General features: G+C 37.8%; 18 protein-coding genes. 10 read left to right on the top strand and 8 right to left on the bottom strand.

Annotated features, from left to right (window positions below; genetic code table 11):
* The first annotated feature begins 121 nt into the window (after nt 1-121).
* The 9 genes from I585_RS12230 (at nt 122) to xerS (ending at nt 12,042) form a co-directional block, all read left to right on the top strand.
* Entirely contained in the window at nt 122-1,015 is an 894-nt protein-coding gene (locus I585_RS12230) for a helix-turn-helix transcriptional regulator (RefSeq protein WP_010742097.1), read from the top strand.
* Nucleotides 1,016-1,067: 52 nt separating this feature from the next.
* Nucleotides 1,068-1,484 carry a DUF3788 family protein gene (locus I585_RS12225; protein ID WP_010742096.1) on the top strand — a complete coding sequence of 139 codons (417 nt, stop codon included), beginning with the start codon at nt 1,068-1,070 and terminating at the stop codon, nt 1,482-1,484.
* Between the two features lie 217 nt (nt 1,485-1,701).
* On the top strand, nt 1,702-2,265 hold the full coding sequence (locus I585_RS12220; RefSeq protein ID WP_010742095.1) for an adenylyltransferase/cytidyltransferase family protein: 564 nt from the start codon (nt 1,702-1,704) through the stop codon (nt 2,263-2,265).
* 2 nt (nt 2,266-2,267) lie between these two features.
* Nucleotides 2,268-4,214, top strand: a complete 1,947-nt coding sequence (locus I585_RS12215) for a PEP/pyruvate-binding domain-containing protein (RefSeq protein WP_010742094.1) — start codon at nt 2,268-2,270, stop codon at nt 4,212-4,214.
* 216 nt (nt 4,215-4,430) lie between these two features.
* A complete protein-coding gene (locus I585_RS12210) occupies nt 4,431-5,366 on the top strand; it encodes an ABC transporter ATP-binding protein (protein ID WP_010742093.1) in 936 nt (311 codons plus the stop codon).
* 15 nt (nt 5,367-5,381) lie between these two features.
* Complete coding sequence (locus I585_RS12205) at nt 5,382-6,125, top strand: ABC transporter permease (protein ID WP_010742092.1); 744 nt, start codon at nt 5,382-5,384, stop codon at nt 6,123-6,125.
* Nucleotides 6,122-7,087 (top strand): ABC transporter permease, encoded by a 966-nt coding sequence (locus I585_RS12200; RefSeq protein WP_010742091.1) that lies wholly within the window; start codon nt 6,122-6,124, stop codon nt 7,085-7,087. Before I585_RS12205 ends, I585_RS12200 begins: the two co-directional genes overlap by 4 nt.
* A 46-nt stretch (nt 7,088-7,133) precedes the next feature.
* Nucleotides 7,134-9,707 (top strand): LuxR C-terminal-related transcriptional regulator, encoded by a 2,574-nt coding sequence (locus I585_RS23850; protein WP_010742090.1) that lies wholly within the window; start codon nt 7,134-7,136, stop codon nt 9,705-9,707.
* A 1,192-nt stretch (nt 9,708-10,899) separates the two neighbouring features.
* On the top strand, nt 10,900-12,042 hold the full coding sequence (gene xerS / locus I585_RS12190) for a tyrosine recombinase XerS (RefSeq protein ID WP_010742089.1): 1,143 nt from the start codon (nt 10,900-10,902) through the stop codon (nt 12,040-12,042).
* 43 nt (nt 12,043-12,085) lie between these two features.
* On the opposite strand, the gene rpmG is transcribed toward xerS, so the two are convergent.
* From rpmG to I585_RS12155, 7 genes are all read right to left on the bottom strand, one after another.
* A complete protein-coding gene (gene rpmG / locus I585_RS12185) occupies nt 12,086-12,235 on the bottom strand; it encodes a 50S ribosomal protein L33 (protein ID WP_010742088.1) in 150 nt (49 codons plus the stop codon).
* Between the two features lie 23 nt (nt 12,236-12,258).
* Complete coding sequence (locus tag I585_RS12180; RefSeq protein WP_010742087.1) at nt 12,259-12,636, bottom strand: hypothetical protein; 378 nt, start codon at nt 12,634-12,636, stop codon at nt 12,259-12,261.
* 11 nt (nt 12,637-12,647) lie between these two features.
* A complete protein-coding gene (gene rpmF / locus I585_RS12175) occupies nt 12,648-12,821 on the bottom strand; it encodes a 50S ribosomal protein L32 (protein WP_010742086.1) in 174 nt (57 codons plus the stop codon).
* Nucleotides 12,822-12,846: 25 nt separating this feature from the next.
* The gene (gene rpsN / locus I585_RS12170; RefSeq protein WP_010742085.1) at nt 12,847-13,116 is read right to left on the bottom strand and encodes a 30S ribosomal protein S14; all 270 of its coding nucleotides are present in this window, start codon (nt 13,114-13,116) and stop codon (nt 12,847-12,849) included.
* Between the two features lie 236 nt (nt 13,117-13,352).
* The gene (gene spx, locus I585_RS12165) at nt 13,353-13,796 is read right to left on the bottom strand and encodes a transcriptional regulator Spx (protein WP_010742084.1); all 444 of its coding nucleotides are present in this window, start codon (nt 13,794-13,796) and stop codon (nt 13,353-13,355) included.
* A gap of 96 nt (nt 13,797-13,892) precedes the next feature.
* Entirely contained in the window at nt 13,893-15,398 is a 1,506-nt protein-coding gene (locus I585_RS12160) for a helix-turn-helix domain-containing protein (protein ID WP_010742083.1), read from the bottom strand.
* Between the two features lie 219 nt (nt 15,399-15,617).
* Nucleotides 15,618-15,935: an ArsR/SmtB family transcription factor gene (locus I585_RS12155; RefSeq protein WP_010742082.1), complete on the bottom strand. Its 318-nt coding sequence runs from the start codon at nt 15,933-15,935 to the stop codon at nt 15,618-15,620.
* Nucleotides 15,936-16,130: 195 nt separating this feature from the next.
* On the opposite strand from I585_RS12155, the gene I585_RS12150 reads away from it, so the two are divergent.
* A complete protein-coding gene (locus I585_RS12150; protein ID WP_172463198.1) occupies nt 16,131-17,168 on the top strand; it encodes an NADP-dependent oxidoreductase in 1,038 nt (345 codons plus the stop codon).
* Nucleotides 17,169-17,217: 49 nt separating this feature from the next.
* Here I585_RS12150 and I585_RS12145 read toward each other — a convergent pair whose 3' ends face one another.
* Nucleotides 17,218-18,027 (bottom strand): metallophosphoesterase, encoded by an 810-nt coding sequence (locus I585_RS12145; RefSeq protein WP_010742080.1) that lies wholly within the window; start codon nt 18,025-18,027, stop codon nt 17,218-17,220.
* Nucleotides 18,028-18,036 lie beyond the last annotated feature (9 nt).

Raw genomic sequence — 18,036 nt, 5'->3', positions numbered from 1 at the left:
AGAAGACTGTATCCATATTATTGGATACGGTCTTTTTAATGATGATTTAGCGATTAACGATATCCAACCTTTCCCTGCCTAATTCCTTATGATACGCTTAATCATGAGGGGAGGGCCGCAAATGATTGAAAGCAGATTGTTACAGCTTCTTTTTATTTTATTAGAGAAGGGTTCGGTGACGGCACCGGAATTAGCAGAACGGTTCGAGGTGTCTGCGCGGACGATTTATCGCGATATTGATGCGCTCAGTGCTGCCGGCATCCCCGTTTATGCGGTTCGAGGCAAAGGCGGCGGGATTTTTATCCAAGAAGATTATGTGTTGGATAAGGCTGTATTTACTGACGAAGAACAAAAGGAAATATTGATCGCTCTTCAAAATTTGAATCTCACCAATGGGGCACTGACAAGCTCTTTAGTTTCGAAGCTTCATTCTTTGTTTAAAAAGGAAAGTCATGATTGGTTAGAGATCGATTTTTCCGATTGGACCGGATTACGGAATGAATTATTTACCGACCTTCAGCAGGCGATTCTTTCGAGACAGGTCATTCAGATAGACTATCTTAGTACAAAAGGACAAACGACTACGCGTGACTTAGAGCCTTTAAAATTGGTTTTCAAAGATAAAGCCTGGTATTTATACGCTTTTTGTCGTCTAAGAAATGAAAACCGATTGTTCAAGTTATCCCGAATACGCGCGTTTCAAACTTTAACTGAAAACTTTATTCGAGAGACGCCCAAAAAGGTTTTCGCAGAAAGACAGCATCCCACCGAAAATCTAGTTGAAATGAGATTATTATTCGATTCTAGTGCGGCCTATCGCGTCTATGAGGAGTTTGATACGATCACTCAAAACCCGGATGGCAGTTTGTTGGTTGAGATCACTTACCTCGATGATGAATCAACTATGAATTATTTGTTTTCCTTTGGGGACCATTTAGAGATTTTAGCGCCAGAGTATTATCGTAAAAAAATGGCTGATCGTATTGATGTACTGCGAAATAAATACAGAACTTGACATCAGATTGCAAGTTACACTTGCTAAACTGGAAATAAAGGAGGCGTTCTAAATGAAGCCGATTTTAAAAGACAAGGAAGAATTTCCGACGATTGAAAACTTGGCCAATCATCTATCCCAAAAAAATTTAGCTCTTTACCAGCAGCTGCTGGAGGAAATCCATGCGTGTTCTTTCAAGGAAGACTGGAACTACTATAACGATGGAAAAACATGGTTGAGCAAAATATTGTTCAAAAAGAAAAACCTTGGCTGGATCTCAATTTGGGAGACCGGCGTTAAGGTAACAGTTTACTTTGGGGAACGAGTTTGGCCGCAATTAGTAGCCAATGAACTATTCAACAAACTTGAGGCAAACGACGCGTCGATTCAAAAATCCGGCAAACTAAACGCTGTTTTAATTCCCATTCAAGATGAAACCAGTTTACACGTAGCTATTGAATTGGTGAATTTAAAAAAGAATATCAAATAGTTTCATATGAATACATCATAGTGAAAAGTCTTTTTATTGATAGGTGAAGAAACCGCAATAATTCTGGCTTTGACCTATGATGTTTTTTGTTTTTAGAGACTAAATCAACCCTGAAAATTTGCATATTTTTGGAACGCGAAATGGTATGATTATACTAGACATTAATTTTTTTGTACATAGCTTTATATGATTTTAGAAAACGATATTGGAGAAAAAAATGAAGAATAAACTAGGAATCATTCATGGAAGATTCCAAATCCTACATAATGGTCATTTGGAATATCTTTTAGAAGGAATGAAAAAATGCGAGTATCTGTTGATTGGCATTTCAAGTCCGGATAGCGACTATACTAAATACACAGCCTCAAACCCGCATAGATCATTGGATAGTGCCAATCCGATGACTTATTATGAACGCTTTGAAATGATCCGGTCAGCTATGCTAGAATGTTCGATTCCCAGAGAAAAATTTGATATCGTTCCTTTCCCAATAAATGTACCTGAGAAATTATTTAATTATGTTCCCAAAGAGGGCAAATATTTGATGACTCTTTATGATGAATGGAGCTATGAAAAATATGAGATTCTCTCAGCTCTTGGCTGCGATATTGACGTCATGTGGGAACGAACGAATGACCAAAAAGTAACTAGCGGAACGGAGGTTCGTTCTAAAATCATCCATGGCGAACCTTGGGGAAATCTCGTTCCTAAAAGTGTTTATCGTTTCATCAAAGAAAATGAGATAGATAAAAGAATTATCCATATCTCTAAGGAGAAGTAGCCATGTTAAAAATCTGTTCCCTGCAGAACTTTTCTTCCGCTCACCAGTTTGGAGGAAAAGCGAATGGTCTAAAAGAACTATTTTCGAAAAATTTTAATGTTCCTGAAAGCTTTTTTATTGAGGCAACAGCTGATGTTACTAAGGTAGATTGCTTATTGTTTCAGAATGAACTTTTTACGTATCTGGAAGATTTCAAAAATCAGGAAGGATTATATGATATCGCAATTCGCTCTTCTGCTTTAAATGAGGATGGCGTCAATGATAGTTTAGCTGGACATTATGAATCAATTCTTGGTTTGATGAGTTTTGAAGAGATATTATCAGGAATCAAAAGGGTTATTCTGAGCCAAGATAAGGTGGCTGACGAGACGCAATCGAACAATAAAATGGGTGTAGTCATTCAAGAATTTATTCGTGCTGATTATTCTGGGGTCATTTTTTCCTCGAATCCCTTAACTTTTTCAAAAAATGAAAGCATTGTCAGTTTTACAGATGGCTGTGGGGAGAAATTAGTTTCAGGAGAAGAAGAGGGCACGGATGTGCTGATTACCATCTGCGACAAAGAACTTTCTTTGGCTAATCAACAAGCGATTCCTTTTGGAGAACAAAAATTGTTCGAATTATGTCGAAGGGTAAAAGAGTTGGAGGATCGCTTAGGATATCCGCTTGATGTTGAGTGGACCATTCGGAATGGCAACATTTCATATATTCAGTGCAGACCGTTAGCCTCCATAACTAAAATCGAACCGATGACGGTTCCTGTTAAGGCTGAAGAGCTAGCTGTGCTACCTAAACAGCTTTTAAAAAGTGATAAAGTCGCTATAAGAATGGAAGCGCAGAAAAAAAATACGCATGTTTCCGATGCCTATGTAATAATTAGCAACGACTCGATCAAGCAAGATCGCTCAAATAATCTTAAAATCATTACAAGAAGTCCATTCTGTCAGGGATATAGCGCCGTAGTAATATATCCAAAACTCATTTCAGAAAAAGTTATCCGATCCTTTGTTGGAAATACTGGAAGGCTAAGTCTAGGGTCGCTAAACAAACAAGACAGTTTAATTAAAACTTACCCAAAATATCAGGACATAAACGAAGGCATAGCGGACTTTGTCAGCATGGCAAAGAAAGATTTTTGGGTTTTGTCAATCATCATTCAGGAAATTTATTCTCCAAAATTTACTGGTGTCATCAAAAAAGAAGGCGATAATTATATTATTGAAATTATAAAAGGCCACTTCTTTACAAAAGGGACCATTCCTTCTTCTAATTATCTCATTTCACGAGCGGGGGAAGTCATTTCTAAACAAGAAGTTTTGCAAAACGAATGGTATGAAATATCTGAAGGGGCAGTGATACAGCATAAAGACACGTCTAACAAAGAAAATAGCTTAACAAAACAGGAAATTCAAGCCATTCTAAATGAATTTGAAGGATTTTTGGCTGAAGAAGATGCTTTAATCGAATTTGGTTTATTAGAAATAGATCATGCAGCAAAACCTTATTTAATTGATCTCGTTAAAAACTCTGAGAAGCTCCTGGAGTTAACCTCCAAAGATATTTCTCAAGGAATTTTATCTCATGGAAAACTGACAGGAAAATTAGTCAATGTGGATTTAACCGATGACGAATCGTTTGATCTCCATTTTCATAATAAGTTTACGAAAAACAGTCAAAATATCGAGGAGAACATCATTTTTGCCTGTGATAAAACAAGTATTGAGCTTTTGAACCTCATCCATTCGTATGATTCGAAAAATATAGCTTTCATTTTTGAGCGCGGCTCCATTCTCTGCCACTTGTCGATTGTTCTGAGAGAATATGAAATTCCCGCAATTCAAGTTGGCTCTTTCGAGGAGTGTAATTTAGAGTTTGGGGCATATTACACTGTAGATGCAGAGAGCGAAATGACGGAAAGAACTCAGAGAGTGCAGAAAATTCTAAAGTAGAAGACAAAGGGATTTTTATCCAAGACGAGGGATAGTTTGCGAAAGGTTGTCGCGTTAGTAAATTTCAAAAGAGCAGCAAAAATAGAAACCGAAGTGTCGGAGTGATCAGTAGATGACTCCGATGCTTCTTTTTTAATACTCAAATATCAACCACTTGGTGGATAGGATTCGACTAGAACTTTTTCTACAATGGGTGTAGTTAGGAGGAGAGCGTTGATGAAATCATTAATCGAAGTAAAAAACTTAGAAAAAAGCTATAAAAACAAACAGGTGATTCATGGAATATCCTTTTCCATCTATCAAGGAGAAATTTTATGTCTCTTGGGGCCGAACGGCGCATCAAAAAGCACCACAATCAATATTTTGTGCGGCGCGCTTGGATTTGATCGCGGAGAAGTTACCTGCAAAGGCGATCCAATCGATCAGAATTTACAGGCATTCAAACAACAGCTGGGTGTTGTTCCGCAGGACTTGGCATTGTATGAGGATTTAACGGCTGAAAAAAATGTACAATTTTTTGCCTCCTTGTATGGTTTGAAGGGAAAAGAATTAGAAGCGGGAGTCACTTTTGCCTTAAACTCGGTTGGCTTAACTAGTCATCGAAAAGAAAAGGTCGCGACTTTTTCTGGCGGGATGAAACGGCGGTTGAACATCGCGTGTGCCATCGCCCACCGGCCTGCACTGTTAATAATGGACGAGCCGACGGTAGGGATTGATCCGCAATCGAGAAATCATATCCTGACTTCGATCAAAAATATGCAGTTAAAAGGAATGACGGTTCTCTATACCACTCATTATATGGAAGAAGTGGAAGAAATCTCTTCGCGCATCATTATTATGGATCATGGTCGGATCATTGCTGAAGGAACCAAAGAGGCTTTAAAAGAGAAAAATGATGAGCGGAAGATCACTATTGAGATCAGTGACTCCAATGATATTTCCTTGGACACCTTTTATCAAATCGAAGGTGTAAAGGAAGTCACGTTAAATAAGGATGAATTGCGGATTACTTCGATCAAAGGAATTGAAAATCTCGATCATATTATCGGCAAGCTGATCAGTCTGCAGCAGAAAATTCAAAACGTCTTTGTCCAAGAAGCAAATCTAGAGACGATCTTTTTAGATTTGACGGGTCGCTCGTTAAGAGATTAAGAAAGGAGAAAAAAGATGTATCGATTAGTTAAAATTATTCAGCGAGACACGATCAATCTATTAACGAACCCGATGTGGATTTTCTTTAGTTTGATGTTCCCATTTTTATTAGTGGCGATATTAGGTTTTCTTACGGAGGGGCTATATGGCGACTATTTCACTAGTTATGATTATTACGGCGTCACTCTAATGTTGTTTTCAGCGATGTATGCAGGCACTTTTTCGGCAAATAGTTTTATGGAAGAAAAAATCAAAAGGGCCAATCTGCGAATTGTTTATTCACCTATTCGCAATTGGTTTATCCCATTTTCAAAAGTCATTGCGACATTTATCTTTTCCACGTTCTTTTATACCATCGCCGCTGTGATCTGCCATTTTCTGTTTCAGATACGCTTCGGCGATGAGAAACTCTTGCAAATCTGGCTTTTATTTATCGGGATGAATTTGCTGTTTAGCTGTATTGGTGTTTTGATGTGTTGCATTTTCAGAAGTGAAGGCGTCGCTAATCAAATTTTGAGTATTTTGACGGCCGCTTTGGCGATGCTTTCAGGCTTCTTATTTCCAGTCGCTAATTTGGGCGAAACGTTTGTCAAAATAAGCAAGTGGCTGCCCACGGCCAAAGTAGCAAAGACAGTCTTTGAAATGATTTACGATCAGAACGCGGCGAATTTTTTGCCTGTTTTTATGCTGCTGCTAATTTTGTCTGGCTTGATTATGGCTGGATCAATGATTCTATTTAACGGGGAGGAATATGTATGATTGCGATGTTCAGAAATGATTGGGCTAGAACGTGGCAGAATAAAGCGCGGCTATTTGTCATGTTGGGCTTGATCCTCGTCTCCATTTTTCTAGCCGTTTTTGTCAGCAGCAAAGGAAACTTTTCAACCAAGATTGGAGTAATTGGCGGTCCTAAACAGGAGGTTGCTTCTGATACAGTAAAAATCGTCCCACTGTCCAAAGAGCCGAATAAATCAGCACTAGCATTAGGGACCTACGATGCCATTGTCGATATGCGCCAAGAAACGCCTGTAATTTCGACGTTTAAAGGCGCAGAATACAAAAAAGAATTGATGAACTATTTAAAAGATCCGCAATCGATCAAGGCGATTCAAAAAAATGAGGGCGGGACCGGTAGTAAGATAATCGGCTATATGCTGATGTTCTTGTTGATGTTTAGTGTGACGAATATGCTGCTGTTTAGTGAGGATAAGGAAAAGCACATCATGGAACGGATCATCACGACGCCAATCAGCTTTATCAAATTATTTGCGAACTACGCATTGTTCGCATGGCTGGTGCTGTTTATTCCCAACTTGTTGATTATTGCGGGTATTTCATTTTTAGGATTGACTGATATTGGTCTTTCTTTAATGAACTATACTATTTTAATTGGTGTGATCACACTGTTTGCGACGGCTTTCGCAGTCTGTAATGCGTCGTTTTTCCAAGTAGCTGATACCGCAAGTATGCTAGGATCAATGATCATGATGATTACTACATTGCTATCCGGCAGTTTCTTTTCATTGGATAATGGCAATAAATTCTTTAATGATCTGATCCATTGGCTGCCGCAAAAACAATTCTTAGAGCTGGTGAAAAATATCGAAGCTGGCCAAAGTTATGGAGACAATTTTCAGCTGCTATTCTATCTAATTGGTATCAGTGCCGTTTTGATGATCATCGCGATAGCTAAAACAAGAAAGGAGTATGTCCGCAACTGAGTAAACTGATATACTAAGGGTACTTTTTAGTGGAAGGACTACTTTTATGCGAAAACACTTATCAACCAATCGTGTTAAAGCACCAGAAGCGCTTGAAAATTCTATTACTAGAAGAGAGTTGGCAGAGAAGATCCAAACAGGACTTCAAAAAAAGCTGATGGTTTTGGAGGCTGGTGCGGGACACGGTAAAACAACGGCTATTCGTGAAAAGCTCAATCAACTGCCTTCTGATCGGTGGCAATGGCTGACGTTGAATGAAGACTGCAATCATTTAATCGTTTTTTGGAGCTATCTGATTGAAACGTTAAAGGATCAATTAGGTCCGATGAAAGAGGAAATGCTTGTCTATTTTCAATCTGGAATGAATGCCGAGAACATTGAGGAATTTATTTCCTTTTTAACGGATAGTCTAGTTTTGGAAACAAGTGATTACCTTGTACTGGATGATTTTCATACGATAAATGATAAAGAAGTGCTTCATTCCTTCGAGCGTTTTTTAGAAGAACTACCGGAGAATTTGTATGTAGTAATAACAACGAGATATCAGCCAGAGTTATACTTAACCAAATTTTTACTGGCGGAGCAGCTTCAGTACCTTCAGGAAGAGGATTTTCTGTTGTCCGACGTTGAAGGGGAGAGCTTTATCCAGCAAAATTCGCGAGAGACACTTTCTCAGGAAACAATGACGTATTTACTTAAGACAGCTAAAGGGTGGATCGGCGGACTGAAATTATTGATGGCCGTTAAAAAGATCAATCAATCGCAAAATCAAAAGATCCGCTTCGAAAATAAGATTCTCTCTGAATATCTAGCCAAAGAAATACTTGGCAACTTATCGAAAGAAGAACAGGAATTTTTAGTGATCACTGGTTATTTCCCTTTTGTTTATCCTAATCTGAGTCAACAGCTGTTTCCTGAGATCGACTTTTCAGCGATGATCGAGGACTTGCAGGAGAAAAATCTGATGATCAGCTGCATTGATCGTCTGGAGCAAAAATTTACTTTTCATCCGATTCTAAAAGACTATTTAGTGAAAGAATTTCAGGCGCAGTCCGTTGAGAAGCAGACAACCTTAAAAAATCAAACCGCGGCGATCTTTATTGAAGACGGTTATTTGGATGAAGGTGTGGCATTATTATTTGAATTAGGCAAGTACCAGCAGCTCATGAATTTGATTGTAGAAAACGAACAGTCTTTTCGGCGGATTTATTACATTGAGCAGATACCGAGAGAAGTTGCCTTGACGAATATCGATTTCGCGTTTCAAAAATTTGTCTACTATTACTCCAATCTTGAATATGAAAATTGCCACGATTTGATCGAAGCATTGGAAGAAAAATATCCTGATAAAAAAGAGATTCGCGCCTTAAGCGGAATCAAATTATTATTGGGATCAGATTATTTAACAACGGAGCAAACACCGAATACTATTCAAGAAATCAATCAATTGAAATTGGATGACGTTTCGAAAGCCTTCATTTTTCTAAAAAGCGCATTGATTCTTTTCTTTAAGGAAAGCTATCAGCAGGCCAAGCATTTTATTGAAGCAAGCTTGAAGCTCAATCAAAAGAGCAAGAATAACTTTTTGCTGTACTTTAACCAAACATTGCTGGCACAAGTTTGCGAGGAGACCGGAGAATTAAACAAAGGATTGGCCATTTTGACAGCTATCTATCAGAAGCTGGACGGTATGGGGTTCAATTCAAAGATGAAGGAGACCTATCAAGTCAGTTTCTTTATCACGATCACCGGTATCCATCTGAAACAATTGAATCTGGAGGCAGCGGCAGATACATTAAAAAAAGCCAATACAAATAAACATCCGCATATCCACGCGTCTTATTTGTACAATTTGGCCGAGCTGCATTATCTTTCTGGCGATGAAGAGAAAGGCTGGTTAGCCTTTAAAGAGTTAGAAACCGGGGCAACTGGAAGCTATAGCAATCCATTTACACAATCCGGCATCATGAAATATGCTTTAAAACTTGGTCAATTACCTGGGTATTACGAAGAGCAGTTCATCGAAGCTTTTGAGGCGCACCCAGAACTTCATAATATGGCTTATCGGTTGTTTTATGGCATGATCCTATTTAAAAGAGGGGATTATCAAGAGTGTCTAGCGATAGCAGATCAAATTTTGGAAAAAAGCCGCAAGCAGCGTATTTATTCCAAAATTATTGAAGCCAACCTGCTAAAACTTTCAGCATTGCTGAAAATGAAAGGCGACTCCGCCAGACAAATGCTTAATATCTATCACGAGTGCTTATACTATGGAAGTGAAAATCGAATATTGAATGACTTCTTTCTTTTTCGAAATGAAATCGAAGAGCTGACGAAACTGCTGAAAGACGAAATCGAAGCAAATTTGGAACCACGGGAAAAAGATTTTCATCATGAAATAATCAAGCTGTGCTGTACCAGCTCGGATTCTTTGCTGACCGAGCGAGAGAGCGAGATTTTGGCTGAAATGGCGAAAGGCTTAACCAATAAAGCGATTGGCGACAAATTATTTATTTCCGTAGCAACAGTCAAAACCCATATACTAAATATTTACCGCAAATTGGAAGTCAATTCCAGAGTCACCGCGATTGAAAAAGCGAAACAACTGCATATCCTTTAAACGATCCATAAGAACATACGACTGGTTATGTTTTTATGGATTTATTTTGCGTTTGTAGATGCTGATCAAGCAGCTTCAAAAAATAGATTGAATACAACTTTTTGTAGAGCAAAGTTCTATTTGCCGATTATTTCAATTTAAGAGTAGGAAATAGTCGCTTTATGGTTTGAGAATAATGTTAGTTTTTCTCAAACCATAATATAGCATAAATAGAAGAGCTGATTAAATCAGGAATCCTATAAGATCAGCAATTTTTTTGATTTTTATCGTATTTTTTTCAACAACAAAAAGTTTTACTAAAAGTGTTTAGCATTTTTATTTTCGGAACTAAACTGGTAAATCATAAAGCATAAATCAATTTATCAGCATTCAGTAGCAAGGTTTATGATGAAGTATCTATATGAACGATCTGAAACGAGTTCAAATGATTCGTTGTATGATTGTATGCACCAGATGATCACAGAACCGTGATTGGCCGCAATTTGAAGCTGAATATGGTCAATAAGAGCTGAAAATTGCTGTTAGTGTTGATATACGTGAGCACCAGCAGTCGTTTCAGATAATAATGGCTAGTCAACAGTTGTAACAAGCCTTTTTAGTAGATTATGGGTGGATCAGCAGCCGAGAACGACAAATGAAAAGAAATCATGTTTTCGTAACAATATCTATTTTCCCGAAAGCATGATTTTTAAACAGTGATCCGCGCTAAAAAGCGGCTTTTACGAAGAATTGCTTCGGATTATTTCTTGTGCGAATTTTACTAAAATACTAGTAATTGGTTCACGAGTTCAAGCAAAAACGTCTTATAAACTTAGTTGAACTAGCATGTGCGAACAGACCGATGTATCAAGGTTTTGTTGAGAGATTTCAATTGATTGTTAGCAACTAACGTAAATTTGCGGCAGCAATTGATCATGGATTTCTTAAGTTGAAAAATACTTTCGGTTCATTTTTTCTTGCGACTCTCCCTTTTCTATATTTCTCTATCAGTTATTTTATAGTGGTTTTATAGCAGTCTTTAGCTTTATAGAAAGAACCATTTTTCAGTAATAGTAAATGTTTTTTGATACCTCTCCTCTTTTCAAACAATTGATAAATTCGTTATTTTATAATTGACTTAAAGGTATATACCAATTATACTGTAGTTAGGGATTCCTATCCCTCTCCCACTATAATGAAAGGACTGAATCGAATGAGTCGAGAATTACTAAAAGAACGTTATGAAAAAGAATTTGAAAAATTGCCGGACTTCATCCAAAAATATTTATTGTATTTAGAAGCTATCCCCCGTTCGACCAACACTCTGTATGAGTACTCAAAAGAATATCGCCGATTTCTTGCCTGGCTCACCTCTGAGAAAATTATCTCTGTTAATGATATTTCAGAAATCTGCTTAGAAGATTTTGAACGGCTGAATAAAGATAAAATCGTTTTATATAAGTCCTTTTTGAATCAGTCACCTAAACGGACTTTTGAAGGAAAAACGGAAAATGATGTCGCCCAATCCCCTTTGAGTGAAAGAAATACGCATCGGTTAAAAGTAACGGTACAGAGAAGCATCACTGCCCTGCGTTCCCTCTTTAAATACTTAGCGAATGAGGAGGTCGAGGAATTTGACGAACAGACAGGCGAATATATCATTCGGCCAATGCTGCGGAGAAATATCATGGTTAATATCGAAAATGGCGGTGTTGATGCTTCCGATGCAGTCAGAAAAGACAAGATTGAAAAGATGCTGTATTTAGATTCTGATGCGATTGACTTTGTTGAATTTGTTTATGAAGGGTATGGAAACAACCTTACCTCGCGCCAGGCCAAAACAGCCTATGAAAAAAATCGAATCAGGGATACGGCTATCTTGGCCTTGTTTCTTGGATCTGGGATACGATTATCAGAACTAGTCAATACCAATGTTAGTGATCTCAATTATGATGGTCTATATATCCAAGTCCAGCGTAAAGGCGACACCATGGATCACGCGATGATCTCGCCCATCTTTATTGATTATATCCAGGAATATATCGATCAAAGAAAGGTTCTCTATAATGCGGACGATTCTGTGGCTGCATTGTTTTTGACCAAACATAAGAATGTTGCCAAACGAATGGAAGGCGGATCGATTGAAAAGATGATTGACAAATACTCCACAGCCTTTGGCAAACGAACCACCCCCCATAAGCTGCGGCACAGTGTTGGAACGATGGCTTTTAGAAAGACCAAAAATCTGAAAACGGTCAGTGAGATTTTGGGACAGCGTGGTACCTCAGCCACGGAGATCTATACCCATATCGTCAAAAAAGAAAAACGTTCAGTGATTGACGATTTATGGACATGAAAAAAAGGACACTCTCAATAGAGAATGTCCTTTTTTTGCGAATTTATTTCACTTCTTTAAAAATTGCACGGCGGCGCAGCTTGGGAGAATATTTTTTCAACTCCAAACGATCTGGCGTATTACGTTTACTCTTGCTCGTAAGGTATAAGCGTTCGCCTGTTTCTACGCATTCTAAAATAATGTTTTGTCTCATTCATTTCACCTGCCCCAATTGGTTTATCGATCTTCAAGGAATTCTTCAATCTGAATTTTTTCATCATAGCTAATTTCGTCCAGTACTAGTTTCCCTAATAGGTCATTTTTGATATCGAGCGGAATTTCCCAAAATCCATCTATTCGTTGAAAAAGAGTCGAATCATACGATTGAAAAATAGGATAAATCGTTAAGAAATCTTGAAAGGAAAGATTCGGCTCTTCATAAAAATCTCGGACCAATCCCTGTTCGATCGCTTCAGGCGTAGGAGCGCCGTTCTCATAAATAATATGATTTTCAACCATGGAACGATATAGCTCGCTCTTGCTATATTCCTGTTCATCGTTCGCTTGATAAAATTGAAAGCTTTGCTCGACTAAGGGGGGATAAATAATTTTCAAGAATACGCCTCCTATTCTTTATCGATAACTTTACGTCCTTTGTAGTACCCCTTTAGAGATACATGATGACTACGCCGATAATCGCCTAAACTTTCATCGAAAGAAATTTCAGGTTTTTTTAGATTATCCTGGGCTCTGCGCAATCTTTTTTTTGCTTTTGATGTTTTTCTTGCTGGTACTGCCACGCGGTTTCCTCCTTGCTTGATTAAATTACCAACTTGCTTTCTTTACGCCTGGGATCAGGCCTTGATGAGCTAAGTCGCGAAAGTTAATTCGCGACATTCCAAACTTGCGCATATATCCACGAGGACGCCCATCGATTTGATCGCGTAATTTTAACCGGTTGGGATTCGAATTCTTCGGCAGCTTAGCCAATCCGGCATAATCATGTGCTGCTTTTAGCTCTAGCCGTTTTTCAGCATACTTTTCAATTAACGCCTGTTGTTTTTTTGCTTGTGCTATCTTTGATTTTTTGGCCATAAGCAATGACTCCTTTTCGTTTTGCAACATTCAAATCGTAATAATTACGATTTGTCACGAATACTGTACCAAGTTCTTTTTCTTTTGTCAACAAAAAAATAACATGAAAATCTATTCATCTGAATAGATTTTCATGATTACTAGCAGCTTTTAGAGATATTAACGAACAGGATAAAAATGTCCATGACTTAAAAAGAAGCATCCACTTATTGGAATGCCTCTTTCTTGAGTGCGTCTTAGAAAAATTCTGTCTTTTGCATAGCTAATATATCCTCATAGAGCATCGTTGTATTTACTTTATATAAGTAATTTCTGGTTGTGTGTTTGATTTCCTTTGGAAGCAAAGTTCGGATCTCCTCTTCATTAAAACCAACTTGAATCTTTTTCTCATCGTAGATAATAGGCCTTTTCACCAGTTTTGGGTATTGACTAAGCAAGACCAATAATTGATTAAAGGATAGTTCGTCGAAATCAATGTTCAAGGCTCTATAAATTTTCGATTTTTTTGAAATGATCTTGTCAAACCCGCTTGGACAAAGCGTAATAATTTGTTTTAACTCCTCTTTACTTAATGGCTCATGATCAATATTTCTTGCAGCAAATGGAATGTCATGCTCCTGAAACCAAGCTTTCGTTTTTCGGCACGAAGTACAAGAGTTGCCAAGTAAAATAGTAATCATCTTTTCCCCTCCTCTTTTTTTCTATCTTAATTAAAAAAAGAGAGATGGATTCTACTATTTTTATTGGGAAAATGAGTAAATTGTAGAATGGGCAAACTATACTTGGCGCAAATCAAAAATATGATCGGACAGTTGATTGAATAAATCTTTTATTTTTGATGCGGTAATTTCCCCATCGATTAAATAGATAACCTTCGTATTTTCTGCTAAATCGTTTACTGGACAATCGCTGATAATGATGTCGCAGGTTTTCATCGCTTTCTTTTTTAGCAATACATTTGCTGGGCCGAAATGCTGCTCGATCTGCGAGCATAAATCATCATTAATGTAGTAATCCCTAGTAAAATTTACCCCAATAACAATTTGTGCATTTTCTTTGTAGCGATCATAAATATGAATCAGATCTTCAAGCAGCCACTGTTGGTTTTGCTGTTGAATAAATGGATACCTCTTCCTCTTTTTTGAGACAAAACGTTTGTAGAATTGCTGGATTTTTTTCTTTACATCATTTTGATTCTTTTCAGCGTAAATGCTATAACTAGCCATTGTCGTGTTGGGATGATTTGCGGTCAACACATCATAATAAATTTGATTTCTCAAAAAATTGAGTACATAGATTTTTCTTTCGTCCTCAGGGATCACCAAGCAAAATTCAGTCGAAAAGGCATCTATCAGCTCTTCAGAATACTCGAAATGAGGTGAATCATTCTCCTTCAGCACCTCGTATTGTTTGAAATTTATCCCCCTCGGTTCAGTCTTTGAAAGTAATAATCTGGCAAGAATATTGATTGTTGTTCGCAACTCACTGCTTAAGTGCGGCACTGGATTAAGAATATCAAAATAGGGATGGACAAATAATTCTGAGTTGGGCGTCGCTTTTAATTGTTTGCGGATCATTTCGATTGAGCTAATCGGAAAATTCCTCAAGCATAAGTGAATCAGCAAGAATAACTTATCGAGCATTCCACCTTCTAGATTTTGGATCGTTTCTTTTTTGACATAGATATTCAAGGTTGAATACACGAGTTGTGATTGTTCCTTATCGGTGTGCAGGTCGATATTGCTATGAATATTCCAATAGATATCGAGTATGCAATAGTGAAGCTGCACTTCACTTCCCGTGATCGTTTTCTTTCCGGGTTTAGAAAAGTCCACCCTGATCCCGTAATGAAAAAGAAAGGCATTGATCGCTTTCATCCGAGAGTAAATATAGGAAACACTAAAATTAGTTTTTTCGCTGATGCTTAAAATGGAGTTCGTGTCCCTTCTCAGCAAAGCGAGCAGAATATTGTAATTTGTGGACTGCTCACAATAGTCAATTAACAGACGATAATAGTATTCCGCAAGATCAGTGTAAGGCAAATTGATTTTGATGAAATTTGCCTTTTTCAAAAGTGGTTGTTCGCATAATTCTAATGAGAGAATATCCTTTTCAAGCTCCTTGATATAGATAGAAAAATTCAATTGCGACATGTTAAAATACTCAGCTAAATAGTCGCTGGTTATATAAAAGCGATTATCGGACAGAAACTGAAGAATCGATAATTTTACTCGGCTTTTTTTATCTAAGAGATTCTCTTTGATTAAGTTTTGACTGTTCATCGAATTCATCCTCTCCAATTTTGACTCCATTCTAACGTAACCTGCCATTTTTCTTCTAAGGAAATGCTTTGATAGAAAATGAAAAAAGATACCTCAGAAGAGATATCTTTTCATCGATAGACATAAATAATCGTTTGGCAGCATAAATATCAGCTGCATTGCTTTAGGATCCTTGCCCTTTTATTATTGATGTTTATTGTCGTAGTATACTAAATAGTATTACTCTTTCGCACCATTTCTAATATCTTCCTCTAAAGAATCTGTTAACTCCTTTAAAAGATCCAGAGTACTGTTCATATTGGCACTGTAATATCTTTCAGTTCCAGCCTTACTAACAGATAGAATCCCAGCATTCAGCATTAGTTTTAAATGATGTGAAACAGCAGGTCTAGATAACGATAAATGATTAGTAATCTGATTAACCGTTAATTTCCCAGATTTACAAAGCATTACTAGAATCTGTTGCCGGTTCTCATCCTGCAACATAGTAAAAATTGGAATTCCCTTTTTAAAAATTTCTAGTGTTTGTTCTGCCATTCGGAGGCCTCTTTCTCAATACCTTTATATTGCGTTTATGATTTTAAACTATTAAACAATACTTTTTTTTTGCTGTCAACAACTATTGGTTGACATTTTTAAACCAACGAACTAAACTCATAAAAAGCAAACGTTCAAAAGATTAAACGTTTGAACTATTGAATGATAAAGGTGGATATATTAATGATGACTACTATGAAAGCTGCAATTATTGACAACTACAAACAACCAATACCCTACATAAAAGAAACTGCTATTCCAAAAATTCGTTCCAATGATGTTTTGGTGAAAATCGTTGCTGCAAGCATTAATCCTATTGATACAAAAACGAAAGATGGCGAGATCAAAATGCTGCTTGAGTATGACATGCCGTTGATTCTAGGAAGTGATTTTGCCGGCATCATTGTTGAAACTGGCGAAAGTGTTTCTGAATACAGTGTTGGTGATGCGGTCTATGGGCGTGTACAAAAGGACCGTATTGGAACTTTTGCGGAGTATATCGCCGTCGATAAAGGAGATATCGCTTTGAAACCGCAGAATATTACTTTTGAAGAAGCAGCTTCAATCCCTTTAGTTGGATTGACTAGTTATCAAGCTTTGCACGATATTATGAAAATCAGGCCTGGGCAAAAGGTGTTGATCCAAGGCGGATCAGGCGGAATCGGGACAATTGCTATACAGATTGCTAAATACCTTGGTGCCTATGTGGCAACGACAACTTCAAGTGGCCACTTTGACTTAGTTAGAACACTGGGCGCCGATTATCCAATTGATTACCATACAACCAATTTTGCAGCAGTGCTTTCTGATTATGATTACGTGTTTAACACGCGTGGCGGAAAAACCTTGGAAGATGCATTTAAGATTATTAAACCGGGTGGAAAAGTTGTCAGCATCGCCGGTCTTCCTAACAAACAATTTGGTAAGGAGTTTGGTGTGCCATTATGGAAACAATTTGCTTTCGGATTCGTCACTCGTAAATTAACTAAGTTGGAAAAACAAACGGGCGTTTCTTACACCTTTCTTTTCATGAAGCCAAGTGGTGCGCAGCTTGAGGTTTTAAGCCAGTTAATTGAATCAGATACGATCAAACCTGTGATTGATCGCGTGGTTCCCTTTGCTGCTATTGAAGAAGCGTTCTCTTATTCCCAATCAGGAAGAGCCACTGGAAAAATCATTTTACAGATGAGCGATGATTCAGAAAGTGAAGTGTACCGTTCACACGATAAATAGTTCACTCGTTTTCTCGGAGTAAAGAAAGCTTCAAAAAACGTTTATCAAATTAAAAATGCAATTCGAAGACGGAAATCTCAGGCGGTACACCGAATCGTGCGTGGATCGAAGTTGTTCCTAATCCTGTATTGACGTAGAGTTTGGTGTGATCGCTGAGTTCATATAACCCTCGGATGTACTTTTCTGCTAAAACGTTTTTCACCGGATGAAATGGAATCCGGATTTGTCCGCCGTGACTATGTCCTGCTAAAACTAGTTGAGTATTGGTTCCGACAAAGTCATCGGCCACATCGGGTTCATGCGTCAGTAAAACTGAATAGTCATATTTTTCGCGATATGCCAAGGTATCGTTTACTGATGGGTTTCCCAGTAAGGAATCATCTAGCCCGCCGATAAAAAGTGTTTTGCCATTTTTGAGGGTCAGTGTTTCACCAGTATTTTTTAAGACATCAAAATTCGCGGCGTTCATCACCCGCTCGTAAATATTTGCTGCTCCGCCGCCATAATCATGGTTGCCCCAGACTGCGTATTTGCCAATGGAGGCCTGCATTTTGCTTAATTTTTCGATAATTTCCTGTTCGTGCTGATATTTGGCGTAGTTATCAAAAAGGTCACCGGTAAAAACGATTATGTCCGGTTTCTCCTTGTTCACTTTGCGGATCACCTTATCTAATCGATTGGTGGCATAGCTCTCAGATACTTGTATGTCTGAAAGCTGAACGACTTTCAACTCTGCTGGTTTCGCTTGATCGCCTAGCTTAAGGTGATGGACTACCGCTAAATTTGGTTCGATCTTAAAGGCATAAATGGGTATAGCCAATAAAATCAGAAATAGTCCTAGTAATATTTTTTTATTCATGCTGTTTTT

Source organism: Enterococcus malodoratus ATCC 43197, assembly GCF_000407185.1.
Lineage (GTDB): Bacteria > Bacillota > Bacilli > Lactobacillales > Enterococcaceae > Enterococcus_A > Enterococcus_A malodoratus.
Note: the sequence above shows the minus strand (reverse complement) of the source record. Positions and strands in the feature narration are given on the sequence as shown.

What these genes read in the sequence shown, in the direction of transcription:
- rpmG (WP_010742088.1), bottom strand. Translation starts at nt 12,235, where the DNA reads ATGAGACAAAACATTATTTTAGAATGCGTAGAAACAGGCGAACGCTTA.
- I585_RS12150 (WP_172463198.1), top strand. Translation starts at nt 16,131, where the DNA reads ATGAAAGCTGCAATTATTGACAACTACAAACAACCAATACCCTACATA.
- I585_RS12155 (WP_010742082.1), bottom strand. Translation starts at nt 15,935, where the DNA reads ATGGCAGAACAAACACTAGAAATTTTTAAAAAGGGAATTCCAATTTTT.
- rpsN (WP_010742085.1), bottom strand. Translation starts at nt 13,116, where the DNA reads ATGGCCAAAAAATCAAAGATAGCACAAGCAAAAAAACAACAGGCGTTA.
- I585_RS12160 (WP_010742083.1), bottom strand. Translation starts at nt 15,398, where the DNA reads ATGAACAGTCAAAACTTAATCAAAGAGAATCTCTTAGATAAAAAAAGC.
- I585_RS23850 (WP_010742090.1), top strand. Translation starts at nt 7,134, where the DNA reads ATGCGAAAACACTTATCAACCAATCGTGTTAAAGCACCAGAAGCGCTT.
- I585_RS12220 (WP_010742095.1), top strand. Translation starts at nt 1,702, where the DNA reads ATGAAGAATAAACTAGGAATCATTCATGGAAGATTCCAAATCCTACAT.
- xerS (WP_010742089.1), top strand. Translation starts at nt 10,900, where the DNA reads ATGAGTCGAGAATTACTAAAAGAACGTTATGAAAAAGAATTTGAAAAA.
- I585_RS12210 (WP_010742093.1), top strand. Translation starts at nt 4,431, where the DNA reads ATGAAATCATTAATCGAAGTAAAAAACTTAGAAAAAAGCTATAAAAAC.
- I585_RS12215 (WP_010742094.1), top strand. Translation starts at nt 2,268, where the DNA reads ATGTTAAAAATCTGTTCCCTGCAGAACTTTTCTTCCGCTCACCAGTTT.
- I585_RS12145 (WP_010742080.1), bottom strand. Translation starts at nt 18,027, where the DNA reads ATGAATAAAAAAATATTACTAGGACTATTTCTGATTTTATTGGCTATA.
- I585_RS12205 (WP_010742092.1), top strand. Translation starts at nt 5,382, where the DNA reads ATGTATCGATTAGTTAAAATTATTCAGCGAGACACGATCAATCTATTA.
- I585_RS12230 (WP_010742097.1), top strand. Translation starts at nt 122, where the DNA reads ATGATTGAAAGCAGATTGTTACAGCTTCTTTTTATTTTATTAGAGAAG.
- I585_RS12225 (WP_010742096.1), top strand. Translation starts at nt 1,068, where the DNA reads ATGAAGCCGATTTTAAAAGACAAGGAAGAATTTCCGACGATTGAAAAC.
- spx (WP_010742084.1), bottom strand. Translation starts at nt 13,796, where the DNA reads ATGATTACTATTTTACTTGGCAACTCTTGTACTTCGTGCCGAAAAACG.
- I585_RS12200 (WP_010742091.1), top strand. Translation starts at nt 6,122, where the DNA reads ATGATTGCGATGTTCAGAAATGATTGGGCTAGAACGTGGCAGAATAAA.